The following is a 25,323-nucleotide window of genomic DNA, read 5'->3' on the forward strand; positions in this document are numbered from 1 at the left end:
GGGGTGGAGGGAAAAATTATTAGTGTCTACTGAGAAATTGAAAGTTCAAGTATAACTGCGGAGGGGATATCCTTGAAAAAATACAGTCCGTTTTTTTTAATGATGATAATGATTTTTGCGGTTATTTTTGCAGCATGTGAGAATGAAAGTGATTCAAAAGCAAAGACAGCAAATAGTAATACAACAACTACTCCTGCTCCTGCATCTTCCTCCTCATCTCCGTTAATAGCAGACGGATTCAAAGAAGCCCCAATGTTAACTAAGCTAGTCAGTGCCGGTACATTAAAGCCAGTGACCGAACGTATGCCTGTTAAAGAAGATATTATGGTTGAAAAAGTTGCAAACGAAATAGGAAAATATGGAGGGGATTGGAAACTTCCTTGGGGTGGACCTAATGATCGCTGGACAGTTGGTCAACCAACAGAGGAAGCGCTTTTTCGTTTCATTAAGGAAGGAAGTACGGTAGAGCCTAACGTTGCCAAAAGCTATGAAGTCAATAAAGACTCAACTGAATTCACGATTCATTTAAGAAAAGGCATGAGATGGTCAGATGGCCAACCTTTTACAGCCGATGATGTCCTTTTCTATTGGGAGCATATGCTCACCAAAGAGACTTTCGGCAAAAAAATATATGATGCCTATTACTCTGTAGACCCTGTAACAGGAGATAAGGCTTTGGCGAAAGTGACAAAAGTCGATGATTATACCTTCAAAGTTACACATAAGTATCCAAGCGTTCAATTTTTGGAACGTGTTGCCATCGATAACAAATGGTTCTTCGCACCGGCGCATTTCCAAAAAACGATATTGCCAGAGTTTATAGGCGAAGCTAAAGCGCTTGAAATTGCGAAGCAATGGGGCTTTGCAGACGTAAAATCTTTCTTGGTAGCGACGGGATATTACTATTGGATTAACCCGCAAATCCCAACCTTAAGAGCTTGGGTAGCTAAAAATGATCCAAATAGCAATCAATATATTATGGAGCGTAATCCATACTATTGGAAAGTCGATGCGCAAGGAAATCAGCTGCCTTATATGGACCGTATCGTCGCTACCAAAGTTCAGGATTCTGCCCAAAGAGTTCTTGGCGCATTAGCTGGGGATTACAATCTTCTTGATTTTGACTTTAAAGATTTCACTGTACTAAAAGAGAACGAGAAAAAAGCCGGATACAGTGTATTGCCTTGGACGACGCCAAACTGGTCGAGTACGGGTCTTCAATTTAATCAAACAATTGGAGATCCTAATCTCCGCAAGTTGTTTCAGGACATACGTTTTAGAGAAGCCGTTTCCGTAGCGGTTGACCGAAAAGAAATTTCAGAGATTGTTACGAATGGTTTAGGTGTTCCTCAACAGGCTTCTGTCCCGGAAGGTTTGGTAGGGTTCCAAAAAGGTTGGGCGGATCAATGGAGCAAGTTCGACCAGCAGCGCGCTAATCAATTACTGGATGAGATCGGTTTAACGAAGCGAGATAAAAATAACTTCCGATTACATGCAGACGGCTCTGATTTGACCATTACGATTATCGAAGCGGACACAAAAACAGGAACTTTCCTGGAATTAATAAAAAAATATTTTGAGCAAATTGGTCTCAAGGTTGATCTGAAGGTTGTCGATATCGGGACTCACAATGATCTCAAGTACGCGAATAAGATTCCTGTAACTACAGAAAACATATCACTCGTTAATGTTGCTTTCAGGCCTGATACCTTAGTACCACTGAGAGTATTGACGCCATGGCTAGGAAGCTATGGATTGCATACTTCATCTAACGGGAAAGATGGCGTTAAACCTGAAGGGGATATAGCTTTAATTCTGGATTACTGGAATAAAGTGAAAGCATCTGCAACCAAAGAGGAAATAGCGAAATGGAGCAATGAAATTATTAAACTCCATCAAAAGAATCAGTGGCTGATCGGTTATACGGGCCCAACGCCGAAGTTGATTGTTGTATCCAACAAAATGGGCAACGTGCCTAAAGAATTAGTCTTTGCAGATGAATTCCGCAGTATTGGACACGGTCATCCAGCGCAATTCTTCATTAAATAATAAGTTTTCTGTTAAAGAGTAATGGGAGAATTTTATTTTCTCCCATTATTCTCTTCATAGGTATTATCGAATTAATCGGAGAGGATAGGATTGAGATGCTCCAATATATTTTAAGAAGATTTATCTTGGTAATACCTGTTATTGTTTTCATCTCAATTATCGTCTTTTACATCATTCAGCTTCCGCCCGGCGATTTTGTTTCCTCTTATGCGGCTAAAATGTCTGCGGCGGGCGAGGTCATGACACAACACGATATTGATGTAATGAGAGCTAACTTGAAACTAGATCAACCTTGGTTTATCCAATATCTTGATTGGATGAAAAATATTGTTTTGCATTTCAACTTTGGTTATTCCTTTAGCTATAACAAGCCTGTTACGGCCGTAATTTCACAATATATGGCGCTAACGCTGATTGTCTCTTTGGTAACGATGCTGTTTACATATGGCATTGCGATTCCAATTGGCATTTACTGTGCGGTAAGGCAATATTCGATAGGCGATTATATCTTCTCGGCATTCGGTTTCCTGGGTATGGCTACGCCTCACTTTTTGATGGCAATTATTTTAATGTATCTTTCTTACGTTTATTTCGGTGATCCATTGCTAGGTCTTTTCTCCAGTGATTACGTCAATGCCGAATGGTCGCTAGGCAAAATATTGGACTTATTAAAGCATATGATTATACCTGTCATTGTCATTGGGCTCGCAAACACGGCTGAATTGATTCGAGTGATGAGAGGTCAAATGTTAGATGAATTGAATAAGCCGAATGTAGTTACGGCAAGATCCAAAGGCTTATCGGAAACAAAAATATTGCTCAAATATCCGACGCGAGCCGCTTTGAATCCGATCGTTAGCACCATCGGATGGTCGCTGACGTCCATTTTTACAGGTTCGACCATTACTGCTATTGTTCTAAATTTGCCTATTCAGGGACCCGTTATGTATAACGCATTATTGGCACAGGATATGTATTTGGCAGGTACGTGGTTATTATTTATGTCCGTGTTAACGGTTATCGGGACATTGATATCGGATATTTTACTGGCATGGCTCGATCCAAAAATTCGCACAGCGTTCAGAGGTATGTAACCTATGAAAACAATACCATTAACGGAAAAACAAATATCGGATAAAATCAAGACGCGAAAAAACAGCGATGTGTATTACAGCTCACAATGGCGACTTATGTATCGCAGATTGAAAAAGCATAAATTAGCTCGTATCAGTTTAGTTATTCTAGCCTGTTTCTATATTGGTGCTATCTTTGCACAGTTTTTAGCGCCTTATGGTTTAGAGAGTTACGATAGTAAATATGTAAATGCGCCTCCGGCCAAGGTGAGCTTCAAGGATGAAGACGGTAAGCTGCATTTGCGACCGTTTGTATATGGGCTAAAGTCAGGCAGAGATCCAGTTACATTAAGAAAGACTTTTGTAAAGGATGAAACGGTTCGCTACCCGATCCGGTTTTTGGTCGAGGGTGAAAACTACAAATTTTTAGGCTTGTTTCGTACGAATCTACATCTATTCGGGACGGATGAGCCCGGCCGCATTTTTATATTCGGCACGGATGGGATGGGCAGAGATTTATTATCACGGATTCTTTTGGGAAGTCAAATTTCATTAAGCATTCCTCTTATCGGCGTTTCTATAAGTTTTGTTTTAGGTTTATTTATCGGAGGGGTATCGGGGTATTTCGGAGGTTGGCTGGATTCGGTTATTCAGCGATTCATTGAAATTATTCGTTCATTTCCGACACTTCCGCTTTGGATGGCGTTGTCTGCTGCAATTCCGGCGCGCATACCGGTAGTAACCATGTATTTGTACATCGTCATTATTTTCGCGTTTATAGGTTGGACGGATCTGGCAAGGGTGGCTAGAGGGAAGTTTATCTCGTTGAAAAATGAAGAATATGTATTAGCAGCAAAAATAGCCGGTGTTAATGACGCTAAAATCATTATTAAGCATCTATTGCCTGGTTTTATCAGCTACCTGGTTGTCGCTACCACACTGGCGATACCCGGGATGATTCTCGGCGAGACAGCAATGAGCTTCCTTGGACTTGGAATACGCTCGCCTGCGACCAGCTGGGGAGTTCTGCTCCAGGAGGCACAGCAGATCGAGAATGTTGCTTTGTATCCATGGAAGTTAATCCCTTTAGGCTTTGTTATCATGGCGGTATTAACCTTTAACTTTCTAGGAGACGGATTGCGTGATGCTGCCGATCCATACAAGAAATAATTTTATATTAGAGCAAGGAGAGGGATATGCATGGCATCTCAAGCTTCAGTTCCACTATCCGATCAGCCTCTATTGTCCATTCAAGATTTAAAGATCCGCATTCAAATGGACAACGGGGTAATGAACGCTGTAGACGGTGTAGATTTCGAAATCAAGAAGGGGAAAACTTTAGGTCTTGTTGGAGAGTCAGGTTGCGGCAAAAGTTTGACGAGTAGAGCTATCATTCGTATAAATCCGAAAGAGTGCGAAGCCTCGGGAAAAATTATTTATAACTCTGACTCCGGGAATTTAGACTTGTTATCCTTAGATCCACGAGGTAAAAAGATACGATCAATTCGCGGTCAAAAAATTTCCATGATCTTTCAAGAGCCAATGACGGCGTTTTCGCCCATGTATACGATCGGCAATCAGATCATGGAATCCATTTTAATTCACCGCACCAAGGATAAAAAAGAAGCTAAAAAAATTGCGTTGGAAATGCTTAGCAAAGTAGGTATTTCCGATGAAGAGAAGCGCTTTAACCAATATCCGCATGAATTTTCCGGCGGCATGCGTCAGCGTGCGATGATCTCGATGGCCTTATCTTGCAATCCGGAATTGTTAATTGCCGATGAACCTACGACAGCGCTGGATGTAACGATTCAAGCACAGGTAATGGAACTGATGAAGGGGCTTCAGAAGGAATTTGGGATGGCCATTTTGTTAGTGACGCATGATCTTGGCATTATCGCAGAAATGTGTGACGAAGTGGCGGTCATGTATTTGGGGAAAATTGTTGAGCAATCCACAGTTGGAGAGATCTTTAAAAACCCGAAACACCCCTATACAAAAGGCTTGCTCAAATCGATGCCAAGATTAGGTGCTGATCGAAATACGCGCCTGGATTCGATCGATGGAACAGTTCCAATGGCAACCAACATGCCTCCGATGTGCGGTTTTTACGATCGATGCAAGGATAGAATTGAAGGCGTTTGCAATAAACAAGTGGTGCCTAAAACGCGAATATCCGATAACCACTTGGTTAGATGTTTTCTTTATAAAGATGAGAGTGAGGAAGGATAAGGATGTCAAAAACCATATTGGCTGTAAATCATCTAAATAAGGATTTTCAAGTGAAATCCGATAAAAAGTTGTTTAGCAAGCCTTCCTATATTCGAGTTTTGAATAACATTTCTTTTGAACTTATGGAGGGTGAGACGTTAAGCATTGTCGGTGAATCAGGCTGCGGGAAAACGACACTAGGCCGATGTATTGTGCGGGGAGTGGACGCCACTTCAGGGCAAGTCATGTATCGGGCGGAGGATGAAGAACAAGTCGATTTTTTAAACCTGCGCGGTAAAGCGTTCAAGAAATACAGAAAAGATATTCAAATGATTTTTCAGGATCCATATTCATCTCTAAGTCCAAGAATGAGTGTTTATGACATCATTGCCGAGCCGCTGCTTGCCAACTTTAAGCTGACTAAAACGGAGTTGAATGAAAGAGTTACCCATATTGCAGAACAAACAGGTTTAAATGTCAGCTATCTCAAACGCTACCCTCATGCCTTTTCCGGAGGTCAAAGACAGCGTATCGCGATAGCGAGGGCACTTATTTCACAACCGAGGCTTATCGTTTGCGATGAAGCCGTTTCAGCATTGGACGTCTCAATTAAAGCACAAATTATCAATTTGTTGAAGGATCTGCAGCAGCAGCTGCAAATCACTTATATTTTCATATCCCACGATTTGTCTATTGTGCAAAACATTTCCGATCGGGTAGCGGTCATGCACTTGGGTAAAATTGTAGAAATAGCACCAGTAGATTCGCTCTTTGAGCATCCTAAGCATCCATATACAGAGGCTCTTTTGTCTGCTGTACCTGAACCTGATCCAGATTATAAGAAGGATCGCATCATACTTGAAGGCGAAGTGCCCAACCCTGCCAATCCGCCAAGCGGATGTCACTTTCATCCAAGGTGCATGTATAAGACTGACAAGTGTGTTCAGCAAGAACCAGAGCTGCAGGATATAAGCGACAAGCATTATGTTGCGTGTCATTATGCAATGCAATTAAATTTGAGAGGTGTAAACCATGCATAAAACGACAACGAATGATACGACAACCATCGATCCTAATGCGAAGAAGCTTATTGTTTTTCTCGATTGCGGAGATACGATCATTGATGAAGGTACCGAAATTAGAGATGAACACGATGTTGTGATCCAAGCCGATGTGATACCGGGGGCCGATCTTATGGTGAAAACGCTCGCCGAACGCGGCTATATACTTGCCCTTGTAGCCGACGGCAGAGCGCAATCGTTCAAAAATATGTTAACGCAAAATGGCGTGTACGATTATTTTACAACGATGATTTACTCAGAAACGATTAAAGCTTCTAAACCAAGTCCTCGTATGTTTAAAGCGGCTATTGGCGCGTTGGATCTCAGTGAACAGGATTGCTATAGAATCGTTATGGTAGGGAACAATTTGAGCCGGGATGTGAAAGGAGCGAATCAAATGGGAATAACCAGCATTTTCTTGAACTGGACTTCTAGATATCCGAAAGTTCATGCAGATGAAAGTGAAATTCCCGATTATACGATTAACAATCCGATGGAATTAATTGATTTAGTAGAAAAACTAAATGAACAATTAGAATAATTGGATATTGGAATGAAGGGATGTTTACCCAACCATGGCTAAAATTGATGATGTTGCAAGATTAGCAAAAGTCTCAAAAGGGACAGTCTCCAATGTATTCAGCCAAAAAAGGCCGACAAGCAGCGAAGTGAGAGAGCGGGTATTGAACGTTTCTAGACAATTAAATTATGTGCCTAATCATACTGCACGTAGCTTGGTTACGAAGAAAACGATGGCGATTGGATTAACAATACCTCATGGCAACTTCTTTTTTAGCGCGTTTCATACACAGTTTATCAATGGAGTTATTTTAGAGGCATCCTATTTTGGATATAGGGTATTGCTGGACATTATTCCGACGCAACAGGTAAAAACACCCTTTCTAACGAGTTATCCGATTGATGGCGCTATTGTTATGAGTCCCATAACAGAAGATGAGCGAATCAATCTGATGCATGTGGGGCAAATTCCCTTTGTTACTGTCGGTAGAGTCATGAATAAAAATATGGATAACATGTCTAGCGTAGATAATGATAACCATAAAATTATGTACAACATATGTGAATATTTGATAGGCAAAGGTCATACAAACATATTGTTTTTAAATGCAAACGAGCTGATGACTGTGTCCATCGATAGAAAATCCAGCTTTATAAAAGTAATGAATGATCATGGACTGGACGTTGAAGAGCACATGATTCAGCATAAGCCCGCTCTGCACTCAAGCGAGTACATGGACTATGGATATGAAGAGACGATACGTATTCTCGGTAAACAGAAAATAGAGGTAACAGCGATTATTGCGGATGACGACCGTACAGCATTCAGTGTTCTTAATGCTATCAAGGATTTGAATCTAACAGTGCCCGGAGATATATCACTATTCGTTATTTGCGGAGACCTCTCCATGATGGTTCAATCGAACCCCCCTTTGACTAGCATGGATTTGCAGCCATCGGAATTAGGTACTCAGTCCGTCAGATTGTTAATGAGTCAATTGGGCGTACTGCAGGGCGAGTTATCTGCAAATGTTATTGTTGATAGTAAAATAATAGAAAGAAACTCATGCTCGATGAATTCACATCGTCATTACAGCTGAACGCCGACTCGGGTGCCTTTAGTTTGTCCCGATTCAAAATTTTTAGACAGGGGCTGCAGATCTTATAATGGCGAAATTAACGTGTCTTTAAAGAACAAAAAAGTCCTTGGGATTCAAGGACTTTGTCTAATAAAATAAACAACTATTAAACCGTTTTTTGGAATTGCTGAACATATATTTCAGATAAATAATTTCTTTTACCTTCACGCTCTTCAAAATGAATGGTTTTATCAATGATGTTCCACATGACTCCGCTTAAGGATAGACTTAATGGTTAGTAATGCGTGACAGGAAAGACTACCCTAGTCGAAATCGGTCTGTCAACCATCGAACGGCCTTCAATTGTGTCATCTTATTATAAATCAGGAAACCGAACACACCTCCGAGCGTGTTAGCAATGATGTCGTTAATATCGGAACTTCTGCCGCTGCCAAGGGTAACCCGGATAACCATCTGCATAACCTCAAGCGAAAGACTGGCGCAAAGTGTGAGCTTCGCGACACTCGCTGCGTTGCTAGATTTAGATCTCAGCAAGGGTAAGCTGATTCCCAACGGTACCATCATGAGAATATTCAGTAAAAAGGTCTTTATGTCAATGGTTAAGACCGGAATCAAATTAATGCTTTTATACCATGGTGTCTGGTTGGCATATAGCCCGATATTCACGTCAATCGGGAAAAAGACTAAATGAAGAACAGCCAGGGAATAGATGATAAACGTCAGCAGCAGGATAAACTGCTCCACCGAATAAACCCTGCTTCTAAAAGTCTTAATTCCAAAGAAAATGATTAGAACCAGAAACAGCGGAACTAAAATATACCAAGATGGAATAGTAAATTGTATAGACAAATGGGGGCGCTCCTTTAATCGATTGAATTATGAAATAACGATAAACAGATAGACTGCGGTGAATGATCCCGCAGTCTGTTTCTCTGTTCAGTTGGCAGATGGAAGGTCAATCTTCATTTCCAGTGCTTTCAAATACTGATCTTCTTGTACATCCTCTGTGAAGTCATCCTTAATGACAAAGGGTTTTACCGTCAAATATTTGCTCGTTCCCGGGGTGGAAGCGTAGCGGCGGTCAAAGATAAGACGGTTCCCTTCAATAATGCCATCCCCGTTCAAGGCAGGCAGCCTGCGTCCTTGATCGTCAAAAACGGCTATTCCGATCTTGATTAAACGGTTTTCCTCCTTGTGAGTCAATGTTTCCGCACCCGTTAGGCTAGTGGTAGTCGTCAGTCGGGTCGTGATCGGCGTTACCCAGACCTGGGAGAGAGAGAAGGAAAGGTCGCCGCCCGCAGTAACGATATTGGGGCTTATCTCGATCCCTTTTTTCGTTGTTTTCAAGAAGGGGATATCAACGGCAAATTCATGGTCGATCCCGTCTAACTTAATCATAACTGTGCTGTTGAAGGAATCGGGGGTGGTTTTCGGGTCAACAACGTGTTCAAAGACCAGTGTATTGGGATGGGCCTCACCAGCGCTTCCGTAGAAGCCCCCTTCGTTCAAGCGCTTGCCGTCCACCGTGAAGAAGACATTCTCAATCGCGTCACTGAGTTTCATATTCTTTTTCCCATTGTTATAAGTTCCGTTATCCAGATTCGGCGCCGTCACATTGAGCACAAATGCAGCCCGGTTACCGTCATAAAGGGTTTCGGTCACTTCAAGTTTTACGTCTTTATATGAAACTGTACGATTAACGTTGGAAGTGAGACCGAAATCACCGGCTGTGCGAAGTCCGATGTCTCTTTGTATCGTGCTGAATATACTGCCAATGCCCGGAACCTGCTTTAGCGTCTCCGCCATAACCGGCGACAAGAAAGCGGAAGCGAACATCCCTATCCCTAAAACGCCTGCCGCTGCCGTTGATAAGGTTAACTGTCGAAGAAGAGAAGATTTCTTTCTGCCAATGTGCGGCGTCTGCCTTGAAAGGATTCTATATGTCTCATCCAAACGTGATCGGACAAGTGGCGACATCTCGGTATTCATAGATTCGAGCTTTTTCAATTCCTTCTCAATATTAAAATTTTCCATAGCTCAACTTCCCTTCATGTATATTAGCTAAAGTTTTCTGCAAAGCTTCACGGGCTCGAAAAAGACGCATCTTCACGGCGCTTTCCGAGATCTCGAGGACTTGAGCCACTTGACGCAGCGGAAGGTCCTCAAAATAATGAAGAATGACCGCAATGCGATGGGGTTCGTCCAAACGGTCCACGGCTTCTCTCAGGTCAACCTTCTCGTAGTCGTCCGAGCGAGAGGCAACCGGTGGGAGTTCCGCATAAACCACGGTACCGGAACGGTGAGCTATAATGTTATTGCATTCGTTAATCAATATCCGGAACATCCAGGTTTTAAAAAACTTGGGTTCACGAAGAGATGGCAATGCTTTATAGGCTTTGAGGATGGTTTCCTGCAGGGCATCGGCCACGTCTTCGTCTTTATATAAGATGGATTTGGCCATATAATACAGAGAACTTTCCAACTGCTTGACGAGCTTTATAAAAGCATCGGAATCGCCTGCCGTCGCTTTTGCAACAAGATCTTTTGTCTCCATTCAGCGGCTCCTTTCTATATGTTTTATTCTTTACAATAGTTAGACCGGTCAGATCAAGAGTTGGTCACTTTTTATCTGAAAAATGTCTGGAAGGCGGTGGGGTTCAACAAAAAAGAAAGCCCCGGTACGATGAACGGGACTTTCTTGAGGCTTAGCATTGCCGTCAAGGCCATATGATTTTCGATGGCGGTTTATGAGGGTTGCTTTTGTAAATTTCTATTAGGTTGTCTAACCTTTTTTTCTTTTAATGCAAAATTTAAAAGAATTGAAGCAAGGATGGCGATCGCCAAGCCAACCGTACCAAACCATGTAATGGACGATAAGGATATTTGATCAACAGCGATGCCCCCGATCCCGGCTCCCGCGGCCATTGCGAGCTGCATCATGGATTGGTTAATGCCAAGCATGATCCCTGAATTATTCGGTTCAATCCGTACCAAATTAAACTGTTGCGTAGGTCCTGAAGACCATGCAGCGAAAGACCATAACACCAATATAGCGATCACCGTAAACGGTTCATGAGTGATAGTAACTGTAACGGAGAGCAAAATGAGAGCTGCGACATGAAGGAGCATTCCACCAAGTAATGTTGAAGATACTCCCCATTTGTCCGTGCTGTAACCACCGAATTTGGATCCGATCAGACTGGCTACGCCGAACGCTAATAAAGTCCCGCTCAAAAGTTGCTCATTCATGCCTGCAACTTCGAGAAGATAAGGAGAAATATAGGTATATGCGATAGAATACCCACCCAGCCAAAAGAACGTAATCGATAAACCAAGTGCCACTTTCTTGTTTTTCAATAGTGATAACTGCTTAGCAAGAGGTACGGGCTCATCTCCTTTCACTCGCGGAATTGTCCGGGATAGGACAAAGATCGCCAAAAGTCCTGCTATCGCAATGAAACCGAATACGGATTGCCATCCAAATGCAGCGGCTGCCGTGCGTCCAAGGGGAATACCAATAATTAAAGATGCGGTGAACCCCATAATTACGGTTGCGATCGAACTTGCCTGCTTTCCTGCAGGCGCGATCTTGGCCGCGATATCCAAGGCAGTCACAACGACCACCCCTGCTCCTAAAGCCATAATCACACGGGCTATGATAAATAGTTCAAATTTTGGTAGAGCAAATGACAAAATATTGGCTATCACAAAAATACCTAACGCACTTAAGAGAAGTCTCTTCCTATCTATTTTCGCAGTTAGTGCCATCATGATTGGCGTAGAAATTGCATAAACCAATGAAAAAATGGTAACAAGTTGGCCTGCCGCTGTGATTGAAATGCCCATGGTACCCGAGATCTTATCCATAATGCCCGAAATCACATACTCTGATGTCCCAACTAAAAACTGACCAATGCCAAAAAATAAATCTTCCATGTACTCGACATAATTGTCACTCCTTAATAAATTAATAATTAATGTAATAGTTCCCTATTACCTGAAATCTTATCTAGGATCCCGAAATCACATTCTTAGATGTCCCAATTTACTGTCGATGAATAAAATTATATTCTACATATCGTGATATGTCGATATGTAATCAGTGCCAATAATTAAAACTTTCATGTTCCCGACATGAACATCGCTCCTTCCATAAATACACATCTACATATTCGATATTGTCGATTCAATCAACATTATAACCAACATATCGGAATATGTCGATATGTATTTTTGAAATTAAACTGAATACTCTAGAAGCATTCAGTTTAATTTCGGTTATATTTGGTTATTAAAAAAAGCGCCAATTTCACGTATTTGATCCTCATCTCTGGTATAGTACGTATATTTGCCTATACGCTTTGTCTTGATCAGTCCGGCTCGTTGGAGAATGGACAAATATTGAGATGCGGTTGATTGGGTCATATTCAATTTTTCAGTGAACTGGCTGACGCATACCCCAATATTTCTCATATCAATCCCTTCATGGGGCGTAAAATGTTGTTCGGGTTCCTTTAACCAATGAAGAATTTGCAATCTCGACTCGTTGGACAATGCTTTAAAGATTTCGATAGGCTCCATATACATAATAATATCGAGAATTATCGATATGTCAAGAGCTTCGAGGGTTTTTATTTTGTCTACAGCTATATACGTGATTAAGCGATACTTTCACAAAAAGTGAAGGTAGTTACACATGATGTTTGCAATATTTGGTTATATTAAAACAGACATCTTTCACCTTTTTCTAAACGGGGGGCAAATTTCATGCAAGGTAGTTATCAAGAAGTTGTTCTGGCCTTGGGAAATCCAACCGATCTCGTTGTGTATCATCTGCCATCTAAGATTGGAGAGCATGCAGTTTGTATTTTTTTTGAAACTCTTGTAGATAGAAATAAAATAGAACGTCTTATTCTTCTCCCGCTGCTTACGATAGATGTAATAGGCGAGCCGGAACAGCAGAAGCCCGATTTGGCTTGGATCAAGAATCTGATTCCAATCCCCGACATTTCGGAGGCAAAGGACATAAAAGAATGCGTAAAAGGATTATTGAATGGACAATGCTTGCTATTGTTTGGAGAAGGGGAGAGTAAAGGTTTTATTATTGAAGTTCAAAAGGTGAATCACCGGAGTTGATACAAAGCCGCGCCTTTAGCCCGTTCCCTACAGTGCTTAATACGGAAAGACCTGATGTAGTAGCTGCCAACATTCTAGAAGGACGTATTTCCATATTAACGGATGGCACACCAATGGCTCTTATTGGACCTGTTACTTTCTTTCAATTTTTCAGCACGCCTGAAGATTATTACCAAAAAGCGGATATTGCCACCATGCTCCGTTTCGTGCGATTTTTCTCGTTTTTGATCTCATGTTCGACCCCGGCAATATATATTGCCGTTGTACTTTCCACCAAGCATTACTCCCTACATCATTGTTGATTAGTCTATCCGCGCAAAGGGAAGGCGTACCGTTTCCAGGATTAATCGAAGCATTGCTGATGCAGAGTGTATTTGAAATTTTGCGTGAGGCTGGGCTGAGAATGCCTAGGATTTCCGGACAAGCAATCTCGATCGTTGGTGCATTAGTGCTAGGACAAGCGGCAGTAGAAGCTGGTTTGGTTTCTGCATCCATGGTGATCGTTGTATCTCTAACAGCCATTGCTAACTTTGTATCCCCGACTTATACTTTCGGGATTACTCAACGCTTGATCCAGTTTAGTTTTATGCTTCTTGCCGGCTTCATGGGATTGTTCGGAATATTATGTGGTGTTTTATTTGTGCTGATTCATTTAGCTTCGCTAGATTCATTCTCAGTCCCGTATTTGTCTCCATTTGCACCGACAGTACTTTCTGACTGGAGAGATAAGCTGATTCGGGTACCTCGACATTGGATGCGCACGTTCCCCAAGTTGCTCCAACCAAAACAGAAAAACAGGTGATAAAGATGTATGGGCGGATTCGAAATGTAGTGGCAATCGTGATCTTAATAGGGATTCCCATTCCGCTTAGCGGATGCTGGGACCAAAGAGAAATTAATCAGTTGGCCATTATTAACATGTTGGGTGTCAACAAAATTCCGGGCCAGCCAACCTTGGAGCTTTACTATCAAAGCATTAACCCCTCAGGTGTTGCGGCAAAACAAGGTGGTGGACCAAGCTCGCCTGTCTATACTTATAAAGTCACTGGAAGCAGCGCTCATGCAAGTTTTACGTATGAGGTTTCAGATATTCTACCCCGTCAATTATTTCCGGATCATTATCAAGCAATAATTATTTCAGAAACCTTTGCTCGCTATGGAATATCTAGATTGCTTAACTCCTATGAACTGCAATCCAATCGTCGAGCAAACGTGGAATTGGTAGTGACCGATTCGCCCATGAATAAGGTAATGAATACATACATCCCCTTTGAAAAAATACCCGGGAAGTCTCTTACTTCCATCATCAATATTCAATCGAAGACCTCTGCAAGAGCTGTAAAAAATTCTAGATTCAAGGACTTAATTGAAAAAGTAGATAGCTCGAAGGCAACAGTAGTTAATTTCATACGTTTAAATGCAAATAAATCAGATAATACAACCAAGAATCTGGAGAAAATTGACGCTTATCAACGGAGCTTTGTCTTGAACGGGGGAGCTGTTTTTTTACGAGATAGGATGGTCGGGAAAATCTCGATTAATGATATCACATGGTATTCTTACCTAACGGAGAATGCCGAATCATTTCTTCAACATCTGACTATTGATAGGTTCCCGATGGAAGTAGAAGTCGGGAAATCAAAGGTTAAAAAGAAATTAATAATTTCTGATGGAATACCTATCTACACATTTCAAATTACTTCTGATTTGAGGTTGCGAAGCGATAATACAGCTGAAGAAATGAGAACAGATAAGGTTAATCGGATCGAGAGTGCATTTAATGCAATAGCTGAAAAAGAAGCAGGGGATTTTATTAAAAGGGCTACCGAGAAAGGGTGGGATTTACTGGGGATCCATGATCAAATTGCATATCAAAGGTCGAAAGAGTGGAAGACTGCATTAGACAAAGATTCGGAATTATGGAAGAAGACTCGATTTGTTATTCATGTGAAGGCTGTCATGTCTACCGGAGGGACGTTGATGAGACCTTATATTTCGGATATCAAGGAGGAATAGAGGGTGGAATATGCACGCATGACAGGCTGGCAAACCTTTTTATTAATTGTATCGTATTCCTTGGGCGCTTCATTTTTTCAACGGCCGAGCGGTTTAATTGCAACGGGGAAGCAAGATGCGTGGATGATACCTTTATGGGCAGGGATATTTGGGATCATCGTGGCGACCTTATAGATATATTTGTCACATTTGCATAATGGTTTAAACATGGTCGAGATAAATACTCTAGTTCTTGGTAAGACAATTGGCGGTTTCTTGTCGCTTGTTTACATTTTTTATTTTATCCAGTTATCGAGTTGGATAACTCGAAGCGTGGGTGACTTTATGCATCTAACTCTTATGCCGAAAACACCAATCACCATGTTTCATATCATGTTCCTTAGTTTGGCTTGCTATGCTTCCCTAAAAGAAATTACAGCTATCGTAAGGGTCAACGAGTTTATTGCTCCATTAATTTTTATCATGTTTTGGGTGACATATCTTGCGCTTGTTAGTGAATGGAGCTGGGAAAGATTTATGCCCTCTTTTCGATTGGATCTATTTAACACGATGAAAGAAACGACCGATATACTTGCAATTCCATTTATGGATACGGCGATTTGTTTAACTATGATATTTCCTTTTATGTCTACATCGAAAATGAAACCAGTGTTCAGTGGCATTTTATTTACTGCGACGTTTATCAGTCTGATGATTTTTATCATGATCGGAGTGATTGGGATTACCAGGGCATCCCACTTGACGTACCCGTTATTCACTGTTTTCCAAGAATTACGAATTTACGCATTTATTGAACACGTTGAAGCTATCGTTTCCATCGCAGTTCTTTATACCGTTTTCTTTAAACTTTGTGTGGTATATTACAACATTGTCTTGGGGATTTGCACATTATTTAACATACGCAATAAAACAATGATTTCGATACCCCTTATTTGGGTTATCTCAGGATTTGCTTTATCAAACCATACAAGTTTAATCGATTTCCGTGAGTGGGATAAAAAATATATGTTTATTTATACAATGTTGTATGCAGTTATCATACCGATTTTGTTGCTCATTGTAACTAAATTGAAGCGTCTGAAGAAAGCAGGGTGAAAGAGTGCTGGCAGTCATCATTCCATACATGGTAACCATTGCAATTCCGTTCATGTTCAAAAAAAGAATGAGGAGCACGAAAAAAGAAAAATTCATGTATATTCTCATAACGACAATAGGTTTATCCGTTTGGATAACCATTAAAATGAATGAACCTTTTAGTCCGGACCATATTATTGCTATGATGATTAATCTTATTTTGGGGAAACCGCCTAATCCTTAATAATGCTATTCAATGCCGGTTGTATGGAATGCCATTTCGTAGAAGCCTCAAATGCTCTTCCTACCCTCAAAACAGTCTTTTCGTCAAAGGGGCGACCCACGATCTGCAGGCTGATCGGCAACCCATTCTCCGAAAATCCGCACGGAACAGCAAGTGACGGCTGTCCGGATAAATTAAAGGGGCAAGTATATCGGAACATGGCATCTGTGATACTCTCTACTTGGCCGTTAATCACCACGGAGTTCTGACCGATCTTCACTGCCGGAGATGGTACGGTTGGAGCAACAATCACGTCCACGTGTTCCATGATTGAATTGAGACTTTGTTTGATTAAGGTTCGCAATCGCTGTGCCTTTAGGTATTTGGTAGCTGTCAATGACTCGCCTGATTCAAGGTACAACCGGACATCAGGCGAGTACAAGTTAGCCCAATTTTGCAGCAAAGGCTCATGGCAGCTGCTCGCCTCTGCGAAAATGATCGTATATGTGCATAGCAATGATAACTCCACATTGGGTAACGTGATCTCAACAGGGATGGCACCTAAGTTAGTAAGCATGTGAATCGCGCTCTCGACCCGCTCTTTCACTTCGGAATCGATTCGGTCAAAGAAGTAGTTTCGTGGTATCCCAACAAGAAGTCCTTTAATTCCATCCTCAATCCCGGAAGTATAGTCGGGCACAGGACGAGAACTCGTGGTTATATCAAACGGATCGTATCCGGCAACAATTTGCAATGTTAGGGCAGCATCTGTGACTGTCTTTGTTAGCAAACCAAGGGTATCCATTGACCAACTGAGGGGAAATACTCCACATGTGCTTGCTCTGTCATAGGTTGGTTTGAGCCCAACTATGCCGCAACAGGCTGCAGGATTACGAACTGACCCACCGGTATCAGTCCCGATGGCGGCAATACATTCGGATGCTGACACCGCTGCCGCAGACCCGCCGCTTGACCCGCCTGGAATATATTCAAGATTCCAAGGGTTATGAACAGGGCCGAAAGTAAGATTATTATTCGTCGACCCAAAAGCAAACTCATGGCAATTTTGTTTTCCTACAAGAATAGCACCGGCTTGCCGGAGCCGAACGACGCAGGAGGCATCATAATTAGTTATACAGTTAGCTAAAATTGCTGAACCTGCGGTGGTACGTATTCCTCGAGTTTTTATCATATCTTTAAGGCCTATCGGAATGCCGTGAAACGGCCCCAGGTAATTACCCTTGAGAATGTTGTACTCAGCAGCGTGGGCGTCAGCTAGCGCCTGTTGCTTCAAAATGGTGATATAGGCGTTTACCAGTGGTTCTACTGCCTCAATTTGATGGAATACTTCCTGCGTTAATTCTACAGGTGATATCTGTCGAGAGTATATGAGTGGCGCTAATTTCGACACGGAAAGGGTGGCCAAGTTTTGACTCACAGAAATTTCACCTTTCTACGCGTCTATGTATAGGCTGGAACACAAGACTTGGCTGTACATTCATTGCAAGTTCAATAGAATTCAGTTCATCTATCATTGGGGAAAGTAAATTCGCAATTTTCTCTGCTAAGGCAGTATCAATCGGCCGTTTGACTTGTTCAAGAAAAAGCTTTTGAACACTTCCGGAGGATATGGACATGGTATAGTTACTCCAATCCCTTGTAAGATTTGATTCGTCATAAGCTCTTCATCATTTAAATGAAAATCGATGTTGTGGAGAGCTGCCAATAAAACTTCCACGGTGTACGAGACGTCAACGTCCGAAATATCGCCGTTTTCTAAAGCATCGATATACAAACTCCTGCATGTTGTACGCATCCATTGACATAGGGGCGATTGAAGCGGGCGATGTCCGGTAGATGCCCGGCTGACTGCACAAAGCCAGGGAACCTTAGACTCCAAAAAGGAAACATATCTCACGATCACTTCATAATTGCCTGCCCGACTCCTACTGCTTTGGCAATCTGATGCATATTTACGTTCTCAACGCCTTGTTCGATAAAAAGCTCTCTTGCCGCTTCCAATATCCGTCTCCGGTTAACTTCCTCCCTGGGTTTAAACCGTAATGGAACGGCTATTCGGCTCTGCCAAAGTGGAATAAATGGGTTCAAAAGGGGAAAGGGCCCACGGAGATAACCTTGGATAGTAATCGCCATTATTAAACATGGTCCATTACGCGACTGTGTTTTTTTGTTCATTTTTAGTAATTCCGTCAAAACAAAGGCCTAAAAGGGCACTTTAATATTAGAGGGGGGACTGCAGTCCTTCTTTTATCAATGCACCTTCTTTCCAAAGTCGGTATAACATGATATATTAATAATATTATTTGATATAACATTTGTTTGGGCACAGGAGGTAGGAAGCATTGTCAACGGATTCTAGACCCATATACGAACGAATATTTGAAACGCTGCGTGAAGAAATTTTGCAACGTAAATACGATGTTGGAGACCGTGTTCCTTCGGAGAAGGAATTAGCGGATGAATATAACGTGAGCAGAATTACAAGTAAAAAGGCGCTGGAGATGCTTGCAGAAGAAGGTATCATTGTTCGTAAGCCAGGGAGAGGATCTTTTGTCGCGGAAAGGGGAGGAGTTCAGTCTGAAGGGCTAGCTTTGGGAGAGAGAACTGAAAGATCCAGGCAAACTCTGATCGGTTTGGTCATGACTGATTTTGGAAATACCTTCGGTACGGGGATGATTTATGGAATGGAGTGGGCTTCCGCTGAGCACGACAGCTTCTTGGTGCTGCGCCGATCGTTCGGTGTGCCCGAGAATGAAGAAAAAGCCATTCGTGCATTTCTTGATTTAGGTGTTGATGGCATCATTGTATTTCCTGCACAAGGAGAATTCTATAATGCTGAGATCCTTAAGTTGGTCATCAAGCAATTTCCTTTAGTTCTTGTTGACCGCCATCTCAAAGGTGTAGCCGCGGCTTCGATAAGCACCGATAACATAAGTGCTGCTCACATGGGGACTGACTACTTGCTTGATCTAGGACATAAGCAGATTTGCTTGCTTACACCACCGCCTATGGATACAACAGCTATTGAGGACCGAATTGAAGGCTTTGTCCGAGCCCACGCGGAACGCGGGGTTTTGGTTGACCGTTCGCTTTGGTTAGATGAAATTACCTCAACACTTCCAAATTCATTTCATTCACCAAATATTGAGAAAGATATCAGCATGATTAAGGCGCATCTGCAGAACAATCCGCAAATTACTGCCTTGTTCGCCATTGAATATAATATTGCCTTGTTAGCCAAGGTTGCAGTGGAACAGTTGGGGCTTCGGATTCCCGATGATATATCCATTATTTGTTTTGATAGTCCTCCGACGACGCTTGGGGGTGGCTATCAATTTACTCATTTGATACAGGCTGAGGAAGAAATCGGTAAGTTGGCGGTTGAAAACGTATTGAAGCTTAAGCGTGGGGAGAAGGTGGCCAATAAAGTAAGTCTGGCCGCCAAACTCATCATTGGGGAGTCAACAGGACCTGCCAAATGATCAGAAACGGAGTCAGAATAGGAAGCGACAACCAGAGACTGCTAATCTAGCGGTCTTTTTTTATTGATATATTGATATATCCAAATGATATTTAAATAGTGTGAAAAATTCATATCGACATATTTGCGTCATACCAACTAAGGGGGTCAAGCGGCAGAAAGCAAAAAAAACTGAGGACTCTACTGCACCGGCAGCAACAGCTAAAGCAGCCCCCGTAGAAATAACGTTTTGGGGAGACTGGGGCGGTGAAGGTGAGAAACAGTTCGTTATGATGGCGGATGCCTTCAATAAATCTCAAGATAAGATTAGAGTCAAATATGTTCTGCAGGAAGATATGATCACGAAATTTCTGACAGCGGCGACCTAGGGCGGTTCACCTAATAAGGACAATGCGCTGTTATGGGAGAAAACAAGCTTAAATCTGCCAGGCTATAAGCCGGCGCTGCAGGATCCGTTTTTCAAGGATGACCCGAACTGGAAACCGTTCATGGAGACGTTGGAATTTGCGAAGATTCGTTCGCAGCATCCGGGATACTCCGTTATGGAAGTTGACGGTTTGATGCCAAATATTGAATTATTCATCCAAGGAAAGCAAGATGTGGCTACGACTCTCAAGAAAGCTCAAGAGCAAGGCGATAAGCTGCTCGATCAGAATGCGGCCGGAAAGTAACTTGAATTGCAGGGGGAGGGCCACAATCCCTCCCTTATTGTGGAAGGAGCGTTACGGTAAACTGTATTTCCGGCTGATGCGTGTCATATAGTTTGGAGGCCGCAAGATCATCGACCTTGATGAAATCGACGCCCCATTCCGCGTATAGCGCAAAGAGCAAATCATAGTACGCCTGAGCGCCTTCTTGTATCGTACAGCGGCGAAGGGGTGTATTATAATTTAGAGAAAATAATCAATCAACTTGAAGGAACGGGGGACTCAAGTTAACGAAGAACGATATTAACATGCAAAGGCTGCCAAAAGAATGGCAGCCTTTATTGAAATAATTATAAGTTTAGCAAAAAAAGAATGTTTTTGTAATTATCTTGAAATTTTCAATGATAGTTCTTTATGCGGAGGTCTCTCTCTATTCCTCGCCCATATCCAGATGGTGCAGCTGAAGCATGGATTGAACGAACTCGACTATCCGCTGAAAAAGGGGATATCTATGCTTTAGCTATTGTAAAAAAGGATGTTGAAATACTGATTGGATGTGTCAGCTTGCGTATTTCTAAAAATCATAATCACGCTGAACTTGCCTACTGGGTAGGTCAGCCTTTTTGGGGGCAAGGGTTTGCAACAGAGGCTGCCCAAAGCGACTGCAATGACGAAAAACCCAAGTTCTTATATAGTTATGAGTAAAATTGGGATGAAATACGAAGGTACATTCCCTCAGCACATAATGAAGTCGGGGAAATATGAGGACTTAGTATACTATGGAATGGTTAAGTCAGATTATTTAAGAGGCACATATTAAACAAGCAGTTTTCATTATCAAGGGAACCCCCCTCCCCAAATATTTATATTAAAATACTGCTTATAGATTAATTATTTAATGAGGCGGACCATGTTGAAAAAATTGCAATGAATATTTATGATGAAAATTTCAAAAGTCTCCGTCAAGAAGAAATTTTCATTCAACTTCCAGTTATACTACAAGACATAATACTGATATTAGACTTTGATATTGAACTACAAATGAACGGAATTATTGGGTTTTTAGAAAATTCAACGGGCAACTATATTGAAGAAACGATACTGTCACTGGATCGGATTAATGCAACCAAAGACTTTAAGATCATGAATGATATCAAAGTCTTGTTAAGCTTAAATGGGATTAGTACAAAAAAACTAAGGGAAGATGTAAATAATTTATCCCTTTATCAAGTTACCAACTCCTCAGAAATACACGATAATCAAAATGTGGAATTATTAAATAAAATTGCAACACAAGCTGATCAATTATATCTTTATCGTGACAATGACAGTATATTTGATAATTTGTTTAAGTATGTGGAAGAGAAAAAAATGAATTTAATGAAGTATCTACAGTGAAGATCTAAACTAAACCGAGGGACGGAAACTATAGCTCAAAAGTGAGGCTTATGAAATGGCTATTTGTTTGAATTTTGAATTAATTGAAATCAGAGAGACCATTGCCAAGTATAGGTTTGGCAAATGCTTAGAGGAACTGGACGGGATGTTCGAAATAGATTTACCCAAATTGATAAGCGGGGAAACTTCTATGGAAACTCCAATGGATGAAGTAGTCAAATTAATTAATGATTATCAATCAAAGGCTATGGCCAACAGAGTATTTGGAAAGATCTATAAGCATTATCTTGAACACCATGAATACCTTGCAAAGGGCGGATATTACGCCTAGTTGATTAAAATGTTGAATGATACGTTCTGAATTGGAAGCATAAGCATGCAGAACAGGCAAACTTATGGGTTAAGTGACATTTTTCATGTGAAATTATGTATTCATCAAGGTTGCTCATTACGGCAACAAGACATTTTACGTTGCTTTGTGTTCATATCGTCAAAAAATTCGACAATACGGGTGAAGATTTGGAGGATTTGATTAGCATTGGGACTATTGGGCTGATTAAAGCGATTGAGTCATTCTCGCCGAACAAGGGGACGAAGCTGGCGACTTTCGCTGCTCGCTGTATCGAGAACGAGATCCTGATGCATCTGCGTTCGTTGAAGAAAACGCGCAAGGATGTGTCCTTGCACGATCCCATCGGCACAGACAAAGAGGGGAATGAGATTACGTTGATCGATATTCTCGGCACAGAAGCCGACGATGTCGTGGATAAGGTGCAGCTGAAGATTGAGAAGTCGAAGATTTATAAAAATTTAGATATATTGGATGATCGGGAAAAAGAAGTTGTGGTGGGTCGCTTTGGGTTGGAGCTTGGCGGAGAAGAACGGACGCAGCGGGAGATTGCAAAGGAGCTGGGCATCAGCAGGTCGTATGTGTCGCGGATTGAGAAGCGGGCGCTGATGAAGCTGTATCATGAGTTTTATAAGGCGAAGCGGTAATCTGCATTAAAAGAGCATACTTGATTAGTAAGTGTATTATTGATTGAGTATGTTCTTACTTATATTGTAGGCTAGGTGCTTATTATAGTGATCTTAAAAGGTGTAGAGCAATGGGATTTATTTGAAAATAAAAACAATTAGCCAAGGGCTACTTAAACAGAAGACCATAACCGATTACAGGAGTATCAATGGACTTTTTTAGGAGACGACAATTCCGTAGTAGATAGAACATGGGAGTAAATTACAAGGACTGATAAAGAGAAATAATTGTTACTAAAAGAGATATTGGACAAGCATAGTAAGTTATTTGACTCTCTTTCAGAAGAGGATTTAAAAGACTATAATGAGTGTGTTCGAATGTATTTAAAATCAGACGATAGGATCATTCAAAAAGCTTCTGTTTCTACTTGTGTTCTCATTATTCAAAAGGCTAGAAGGAAAGATTAAGAAAGACAAAAGTGACAATAAAACATAGCTAACGTTTGATGGCCTCTTTTACTTGGAATTTATTCACCAAAGGGAAGACGGATTTTGAACTCTCGGAAGACCACAAGACAAACAGCGTAACAGGCGAGTTGTTTGCCTCTTCCCCGGGGTCAGAGAGCAGGGCATGTTAGACAATGATGACATGGGATCTTGAGAGATCCTATCGGCTCTGCGGCAGACGAGTACTCTTTAGGAAAACTCCCGCAGTATGAACAGACAACCCGGAAAGAGAGGATGTTCAAATGGCACGATAGGAAGTCGGATAACTTCATAGTACAGTTGTCCGAAGGGCATCTGGAAGGAGGTTACAAATTATCACTCTCGCTAAGGAAACATGAGCTACACACAGGGGTAGGTGCACACATGGAAACAAAACTAGCAAGAATAGCTGAAATTGCGAAAAGACAACCCAAAGAACAATTCACATCGATGTACCACTTGCTGAATAAGGAACTGTTGCGACAGTGCCATGAAGAACTGGATCCGAACAAAGCAATCGGGGTGGACCAAGTGACTAAGGCGAAGTATGCCGAGCGGTTGGAAGAAAACCTCGAGGATTTAGTGGGACGGCTCAAGCGGAAAGGGTACCAACCGCAACCCGCACGCCGAACGTACATCCCAAAGGATGAGAAAAGCAAACGGCCGTTAGGCATCGCAGCATATGAAGATAAAATCGTACAATCGGCGTTAAATAAGCTGCTGCAGCGAATCTATGAGCAAGATTTCTTAGACTGCTCCTACGGATTTCGCCCGCACCGAAGCTGTCATGGAGCCCTCATCCAGTTGGATCAGATCATCGATAAACAATCGATTCAATTCATCGTGGATGCGGACATATCCGGTTTCTTCAATCACGTAGATCACGAGTGGTTGCTAAAGTTCCTGAAACTCCGCATCGGAGATCCAAATATCCTCCACCTCATCCGCCGAATGTTGAAAGCGGGTGTGCAGGAAGAGGGACGACTGGAGCCGACGGAAGAAGGAACCCCACAGGGTTCTATTATCTCCCCACTGCTTGCGAACATCTACCTGCACTATGTTCTCGATCTATGGTTCGTGAAACGTGTGAAGAGGCAGAGTCGAGGAAAAGCATTCATGGTGCGATATGCTGATGATTTTGTTTGCTGCTTTCAATACGAGGCGGATGCGAGAGAGTTCTATGAGGCACTGATCCAACGTTTAAAAGAGTTCAACCTGAGCATTGCGGAAGAGAAGACGAAGATCATTCGCTTCGGAAGTAAAGCGGAAGATTGGTACAAAAGGAATGGTGGTGGAAGACCGTCCACTTTTGACTTCCTAGGTTTCACTCATTATTGCAGCAAGAATGCAAAGGGGACATCCTTCCGGGCAAAGCGCAAAACAAGCGCGAAGAAATACAAGATCAAACTCAAGGCTTTCGGGAGCTGGATGAAACAGCATCGCCATGAAAAGCTGGAAATCTTGATGGCAACGATTCGCAGGAAATTAACCGGGCATTACCAATATTATGGGATCGCGGATAATCACCCGAATCTAGCCAAATTCAAGAGAGAAGTGGAAAAGGCGCTGATGAAATGGTTAAACCGCAGAAGCCAGAAACAAAGTTTCAATTGGGAGAGTTTCAACCAATTTCTTAAGCGAAATCCCTTGCCGGAACCCCGCATTTATGTGAATATCTATGGAAAACGCAAGGCTAAGGCCGTTGTTCAGTAAGATGATTTGAAGAGCCGTATGCGGGAATTCCGCACGTCAGTCTGTCTAACGATTATTAAAAAATATCCGTTTTTGGCATGAAAATGGATGTTCTTTGTCGAATCTCTGTATCTAAGGAGATGAGCGCATATGCCTTTTAT

Annotated in this window: 24 protein-coding genes and 3 pseudogenes; 20 read left to right on the top strand and 7 right to left on the bottom strand. The window is 41.9% G+C overall.

The features are described from left to right. Positions 1–72 precede the first annotated feature (72 nt). The 7 genes from ICC18_RS17305 to ICC18_RS17335 all read left to right on the top strand — a co-directional run bounded on the left by ICC18_RS17305 (position 73) and on the right by ICC18_RS17335 (position 8,013). Positions 73–2,049: an ABC transporter substrate-binding protein gene (locus ICC18_RS17305; protein ID WP_223192632.1), complete on the top strand. Its 1,977-nt coding sequence runs from the start codon at positions 73–75 to the stop codon at positions 2,047–2,049. A 95-nt stretch (positions 2,050–2,144) separates the two neighbouring features. Further along, positions 2,145–3,143: an ABC transporter permease gene (locus ICC18_RS17310; protein ID WP_188175683.1), complete on the top strand. Its 999-nt coding sequence runs from the start codon at positions 2,145–2,147 to the stop codon at positions 3,141–3,143. A gap of 3 nt (positions 3,144–3,146) precedes the next feature. Further along, positions 3,147–4,292: an ABC transporter permease gene (locus tag ICC18_RS17315; protein WP_188175684.1), complete on the top strand. Its 1,146-nt coding sequence runs from the start codon at positions 3,147–3,149 to the stop codon at positions 4,290–4,292. 30 nt (positions 4,293–4,322) lie between these two features. Beyond that, positions 4,323–5,354: an ABC transporter ATP-binding protein gene (locus ICC18_RS17320; RefSeq protein WP_188175685.1), complete on the top strand. Its 1,032-nt coding sequence runs from the start codon at positions 4,323–4,325 to the stop codon at positions 5,352–5,354. Between the two features lie 2 nt (positions 5,355–5,356). Next, positions 5,357–6,373 carry an ABC transporter ATP-binding protein gene (locus ICC18_RS17325; RefSeq protein WP_188175686.1) on the top strand — a complete coding sequence of 339 codons (1,017 nt, stop codon included), beginning with the start codon at positions 5,357–5,359 and terminating at the stop codon, positions 6,371–6,373. Then, positions 6,366–6,935: an HAD family hydrolase gene (locus ICC18_RS17330; RefSeq protein ID WP_188175687.1), complete on the top strand. Its 570-nt coding sequence runs from the start codon at positions 6,366–6,368 to the stop codon at positions 6,933–6,935. Before ICC18_RS17325 ends, ICC18_RS17330 begins: the two co-directional genes overlap by 8 nt. A 34-nt stretch (positions 6,936–6,969) precedes the next feature. Continuing rightward, positions 6,970–8,013, top strand: coding sequence for a LacI family DNA-binding transcriptional regulator (locus ICC18_RS17335; RefSeq protein ID WP_188175688.1), 1,044 nt, complete (start codon positions 6,970–6,972; stop codon positions 8,011–8,013). A gap of 297 nt (positions 8,014–8,310) precedes the next feature. Here ICC18_RS17335 and ICC18_RS17340 read toward each other — a convergent pair whose 3' ends face one another. The 5 genes and pseudogenes from ICC18_RS17340 to ICC18_RS17360 form a co-directional block, all read right to left on the bottom strand. Further along, a complete protein-coding gene (locus ICC18_RS17340; RefSeq protein WP_312029545.1) occupies positions 8,311–8,757 on the bottom strand; it encodes a VanZ family protein in 447 nt (148 codons plus the stop codon). Between the two features lie 192 nt (positions 8,758–8,949). Continuing rightward, the gene (locus ICC18_RS17345) at positions 8,950–10,047 is read right to left on the bottom strand and encodes a DUF4179 domain-containing protein (RefSeq protein WP_188175690.1); all 1,098 of its coding nucleotides are present in this window, start codon (positions 10,045–10,047) and stop codon (positions 8,950–8,952) included. Continuing rightward, a complete protein-coding gene (locus ICC18_RS17350; protein ID WP_188175691.1) occupies positions 10,034–10,567 on the bottom strand; it encodes an RNA polymerase sigma factor in 534 nt (177 codons plus the stop codon). The genes ICC18_RS17345 and ICC18_RS17350 overlap by 14 nt, the downstream gene beginning before the upstream one ends. A gap of 191 nt (positions 10,568–10,758) precedes the next feature. Next, positions 10,759–11,960: pseudogene (locus ICC18_RS17355) on the bottom strand (MFS transporter). 331 nt (positions 11,961–12,291) lie between these two features. Next, positions 12,292–12,594 carry an ArsR/SmtB family transcription factor gene (locus tag ICC18_RS17360; RefSeq protein ID WP_188175693.1) on the bottom strand — a complete coding sequence of 101 codons (303 nt, stop codon included), beginning with the start codon at positions 12,592–12,594 and terminating at the stop codon, positions 12,292–12,294. 186 nt (positions 12,595–12,780) lie between these two features. Here ICC18_RS17360 and ICC18_RS17365 point away from each other — a divergent pair, with 186 nt between their 5' ends. From ICC18_RS17365 to ICC18_RS17385, 5 genes and pseudogenes are all read left to right on the top strand, one after another. Next, a complete protein-coding gene (locus ICC18_RS17365) occupies positions 12,781–13,149 on the top strand; it encodes a spore germination protein (protein WP_188175694.1) in 369 nt (122 codons plus the stop codon). 32 nt (positions 13,150–13,181) lie between these two features. Continuing rightward, positions 13,182–13,951: pseudogene (locus tag ICC18_RS17370) on the top strand (spore germination protein). Positions 13,952–13,980: 29 nt separating this feature from the next. Beyond that, a complete protein-coding gene (locus ICC18_RS17375) occupies positions 13,981–15,165 on the top strand; it encodes a Ger(x)C family spore germination protein (protein ID WP_188175695.1) in 1,185 nt (394 codons plus the stop codon). Between the two features lie 3 nt (positions 15,166–15,168). Continuing rightward, entirely contained in the window at positions 15,169–15,339 is a 171-nt protein-coding gene (locus tag ICC18_RS17380; RefSeq protein ID WP_188175696.1) for a hypothetical protein, read from the top strand. A 15-nt stretch (positions 15,340–15,354) separates the two neighbouring features. Further along, positions 15,355–16,260, top strand: a complete 906-nt coding sequence (locus ICC18_RS17385; RefSeq protein WP_223192660.1) for a GerAB/ArcD/ProY family transporter — start codon at positions 15,355–15,357, stop codon at positions 16,258–16,260. Between the two features lie 212 nt (positions 16,261–16,472). Here ICC18_RS17385 and ICC18_RS17390 read toward each other — a convergent pair whose 3' ends face one another. Beyond that, positions 16,473–17,900, bottom strand: a complete 1,428-nt coding sequence (locus ICC18_RS17390) for an amidase (protein WP_312029546.1) — start codon at positions 17,898–17,900, stop codon at positions 16,473–16,475. Between the two features lie 482 nt (positions 17,901–18,382). Next, the gene (locus ICC18_RS34345) at positions 18,383–18,484 is read right to left on the bottom strand and encodes a TetR family transcriptional regulator (protein ID WP_262495874.1); all 102 of its coding nucleotides are present in this window, start codon (positions 18,482–18,484) and stop codon (positions 18,383–18,385) included. Positions 18,485–18,825: 341 nt separating this feature from the next. Here ICC18_RS34345 and ICC18_RS17400 point away from each other — a divergent pair, with 341 nt between their 5' ends. The 8 genes and pseudogenes from ICC18_RS17400 (at position 18,826) to ltrA (ending at position 25,183) form a co-directional block, all read left to right on the top strand. Continuing rightward, a complete protein-coding gene (locus ICC18_RS17400) occupies positions 18,826–19,965 on the top strand; it encodes a GntR family transcriptional regulator (protein WP_188175698.1) in 1,140 nt (379 codons plus the stop codon). A 100-nt stretch (positions 19,966–20,065) separates the two neighbouring features. Further along, positions 20,066–20,332, top strand: coding sequence for a hypothetical protein (locus tag ICC18_RS33800; protein ID WP_223192634.1), 267 nt, complete (start codon positions 20,066–20,068; stop codon positions 20,330–20,332). 120 nt (positions 20,333–20,452) lie between these two features. Continuing rightward, complete coding sequence (locus ICC18_RS33805; protein ID WP_223192635.1) at positions 20,453–20,635, top strand: hypothetical protein; 183 nt, start codon at positions 20,453–20,455, stop codon at positions 20,633–20,635. A 390-nt stretch (positions 20,636–21,025) separates the two neighbouring features. Next, positions 21,026–21,316 (top strand): GNAT family N-acetyltransferase, encoded by a 291-nt coding sequence (locus ICC18_RS17410; RefSeq protein WP_188175699.1) that lies wholly within the window; start codon positions 21,026–21,028, stop codon positions 21,314–21,316. Between the two features lie 222 nt (positions 21,317–21,538). Next, complete coding sequence (locus tag ICC18_RS17415; protein WP_188175700.1) at positions 21,539–22,009, top strand: DMP19 family protein; 471 nt, start codon at positions 21,539–21,541, stop codon at positions 22,007–22,009. A gap of 55 nt (positions 22,010–22,064) precedes the next feature. Continuing rightward, positions 22,065–22,340 (top strand): hypothetical protein, encoded by a 276-nt coding sequence (locus ICC18_RS17420; RefSeq protein WP_188175701.1) that lies wholly within the window; start codon positions 22,065–22,067, stop codon positions 22,338–22,340. Between the two features lie 143 nt (positions 22,341–22,483). Beyond that, a pseudogene (gene sigK, locus ICC18_RS17425) lies at positions 22,484–23,005 on the top strand (RNA polymerase sporulation sigma factor SigK); the annotation flags it as partial. 849 nt (positions 23,006–23,854) lie between these two features. Then, positions 23,855–25,183 (top strand): group II intron reverse transcriptase/maturase, encoded by a 1,329-nt coding sequence (gene ltrA / locus ICC18_RS17430; protein ID WP_188175702.1) that lies wholly within the window; start codon positions 23,855–23,857, stop codon positions 25,181–25,183. Positions 25,184–25,323: the final 140 nt, after the last annotated feature.

It is taken from the genome of Paenibacillus sedimenti, from assembly GCF_014534655.1.
Classification (GTDB): domain Bacteria; phylum Bacillota; class Bacilli; order Paenibacillales; family NBRC-103111; genus Paenibacillus_E; species Paenibacillus_E sedimenti.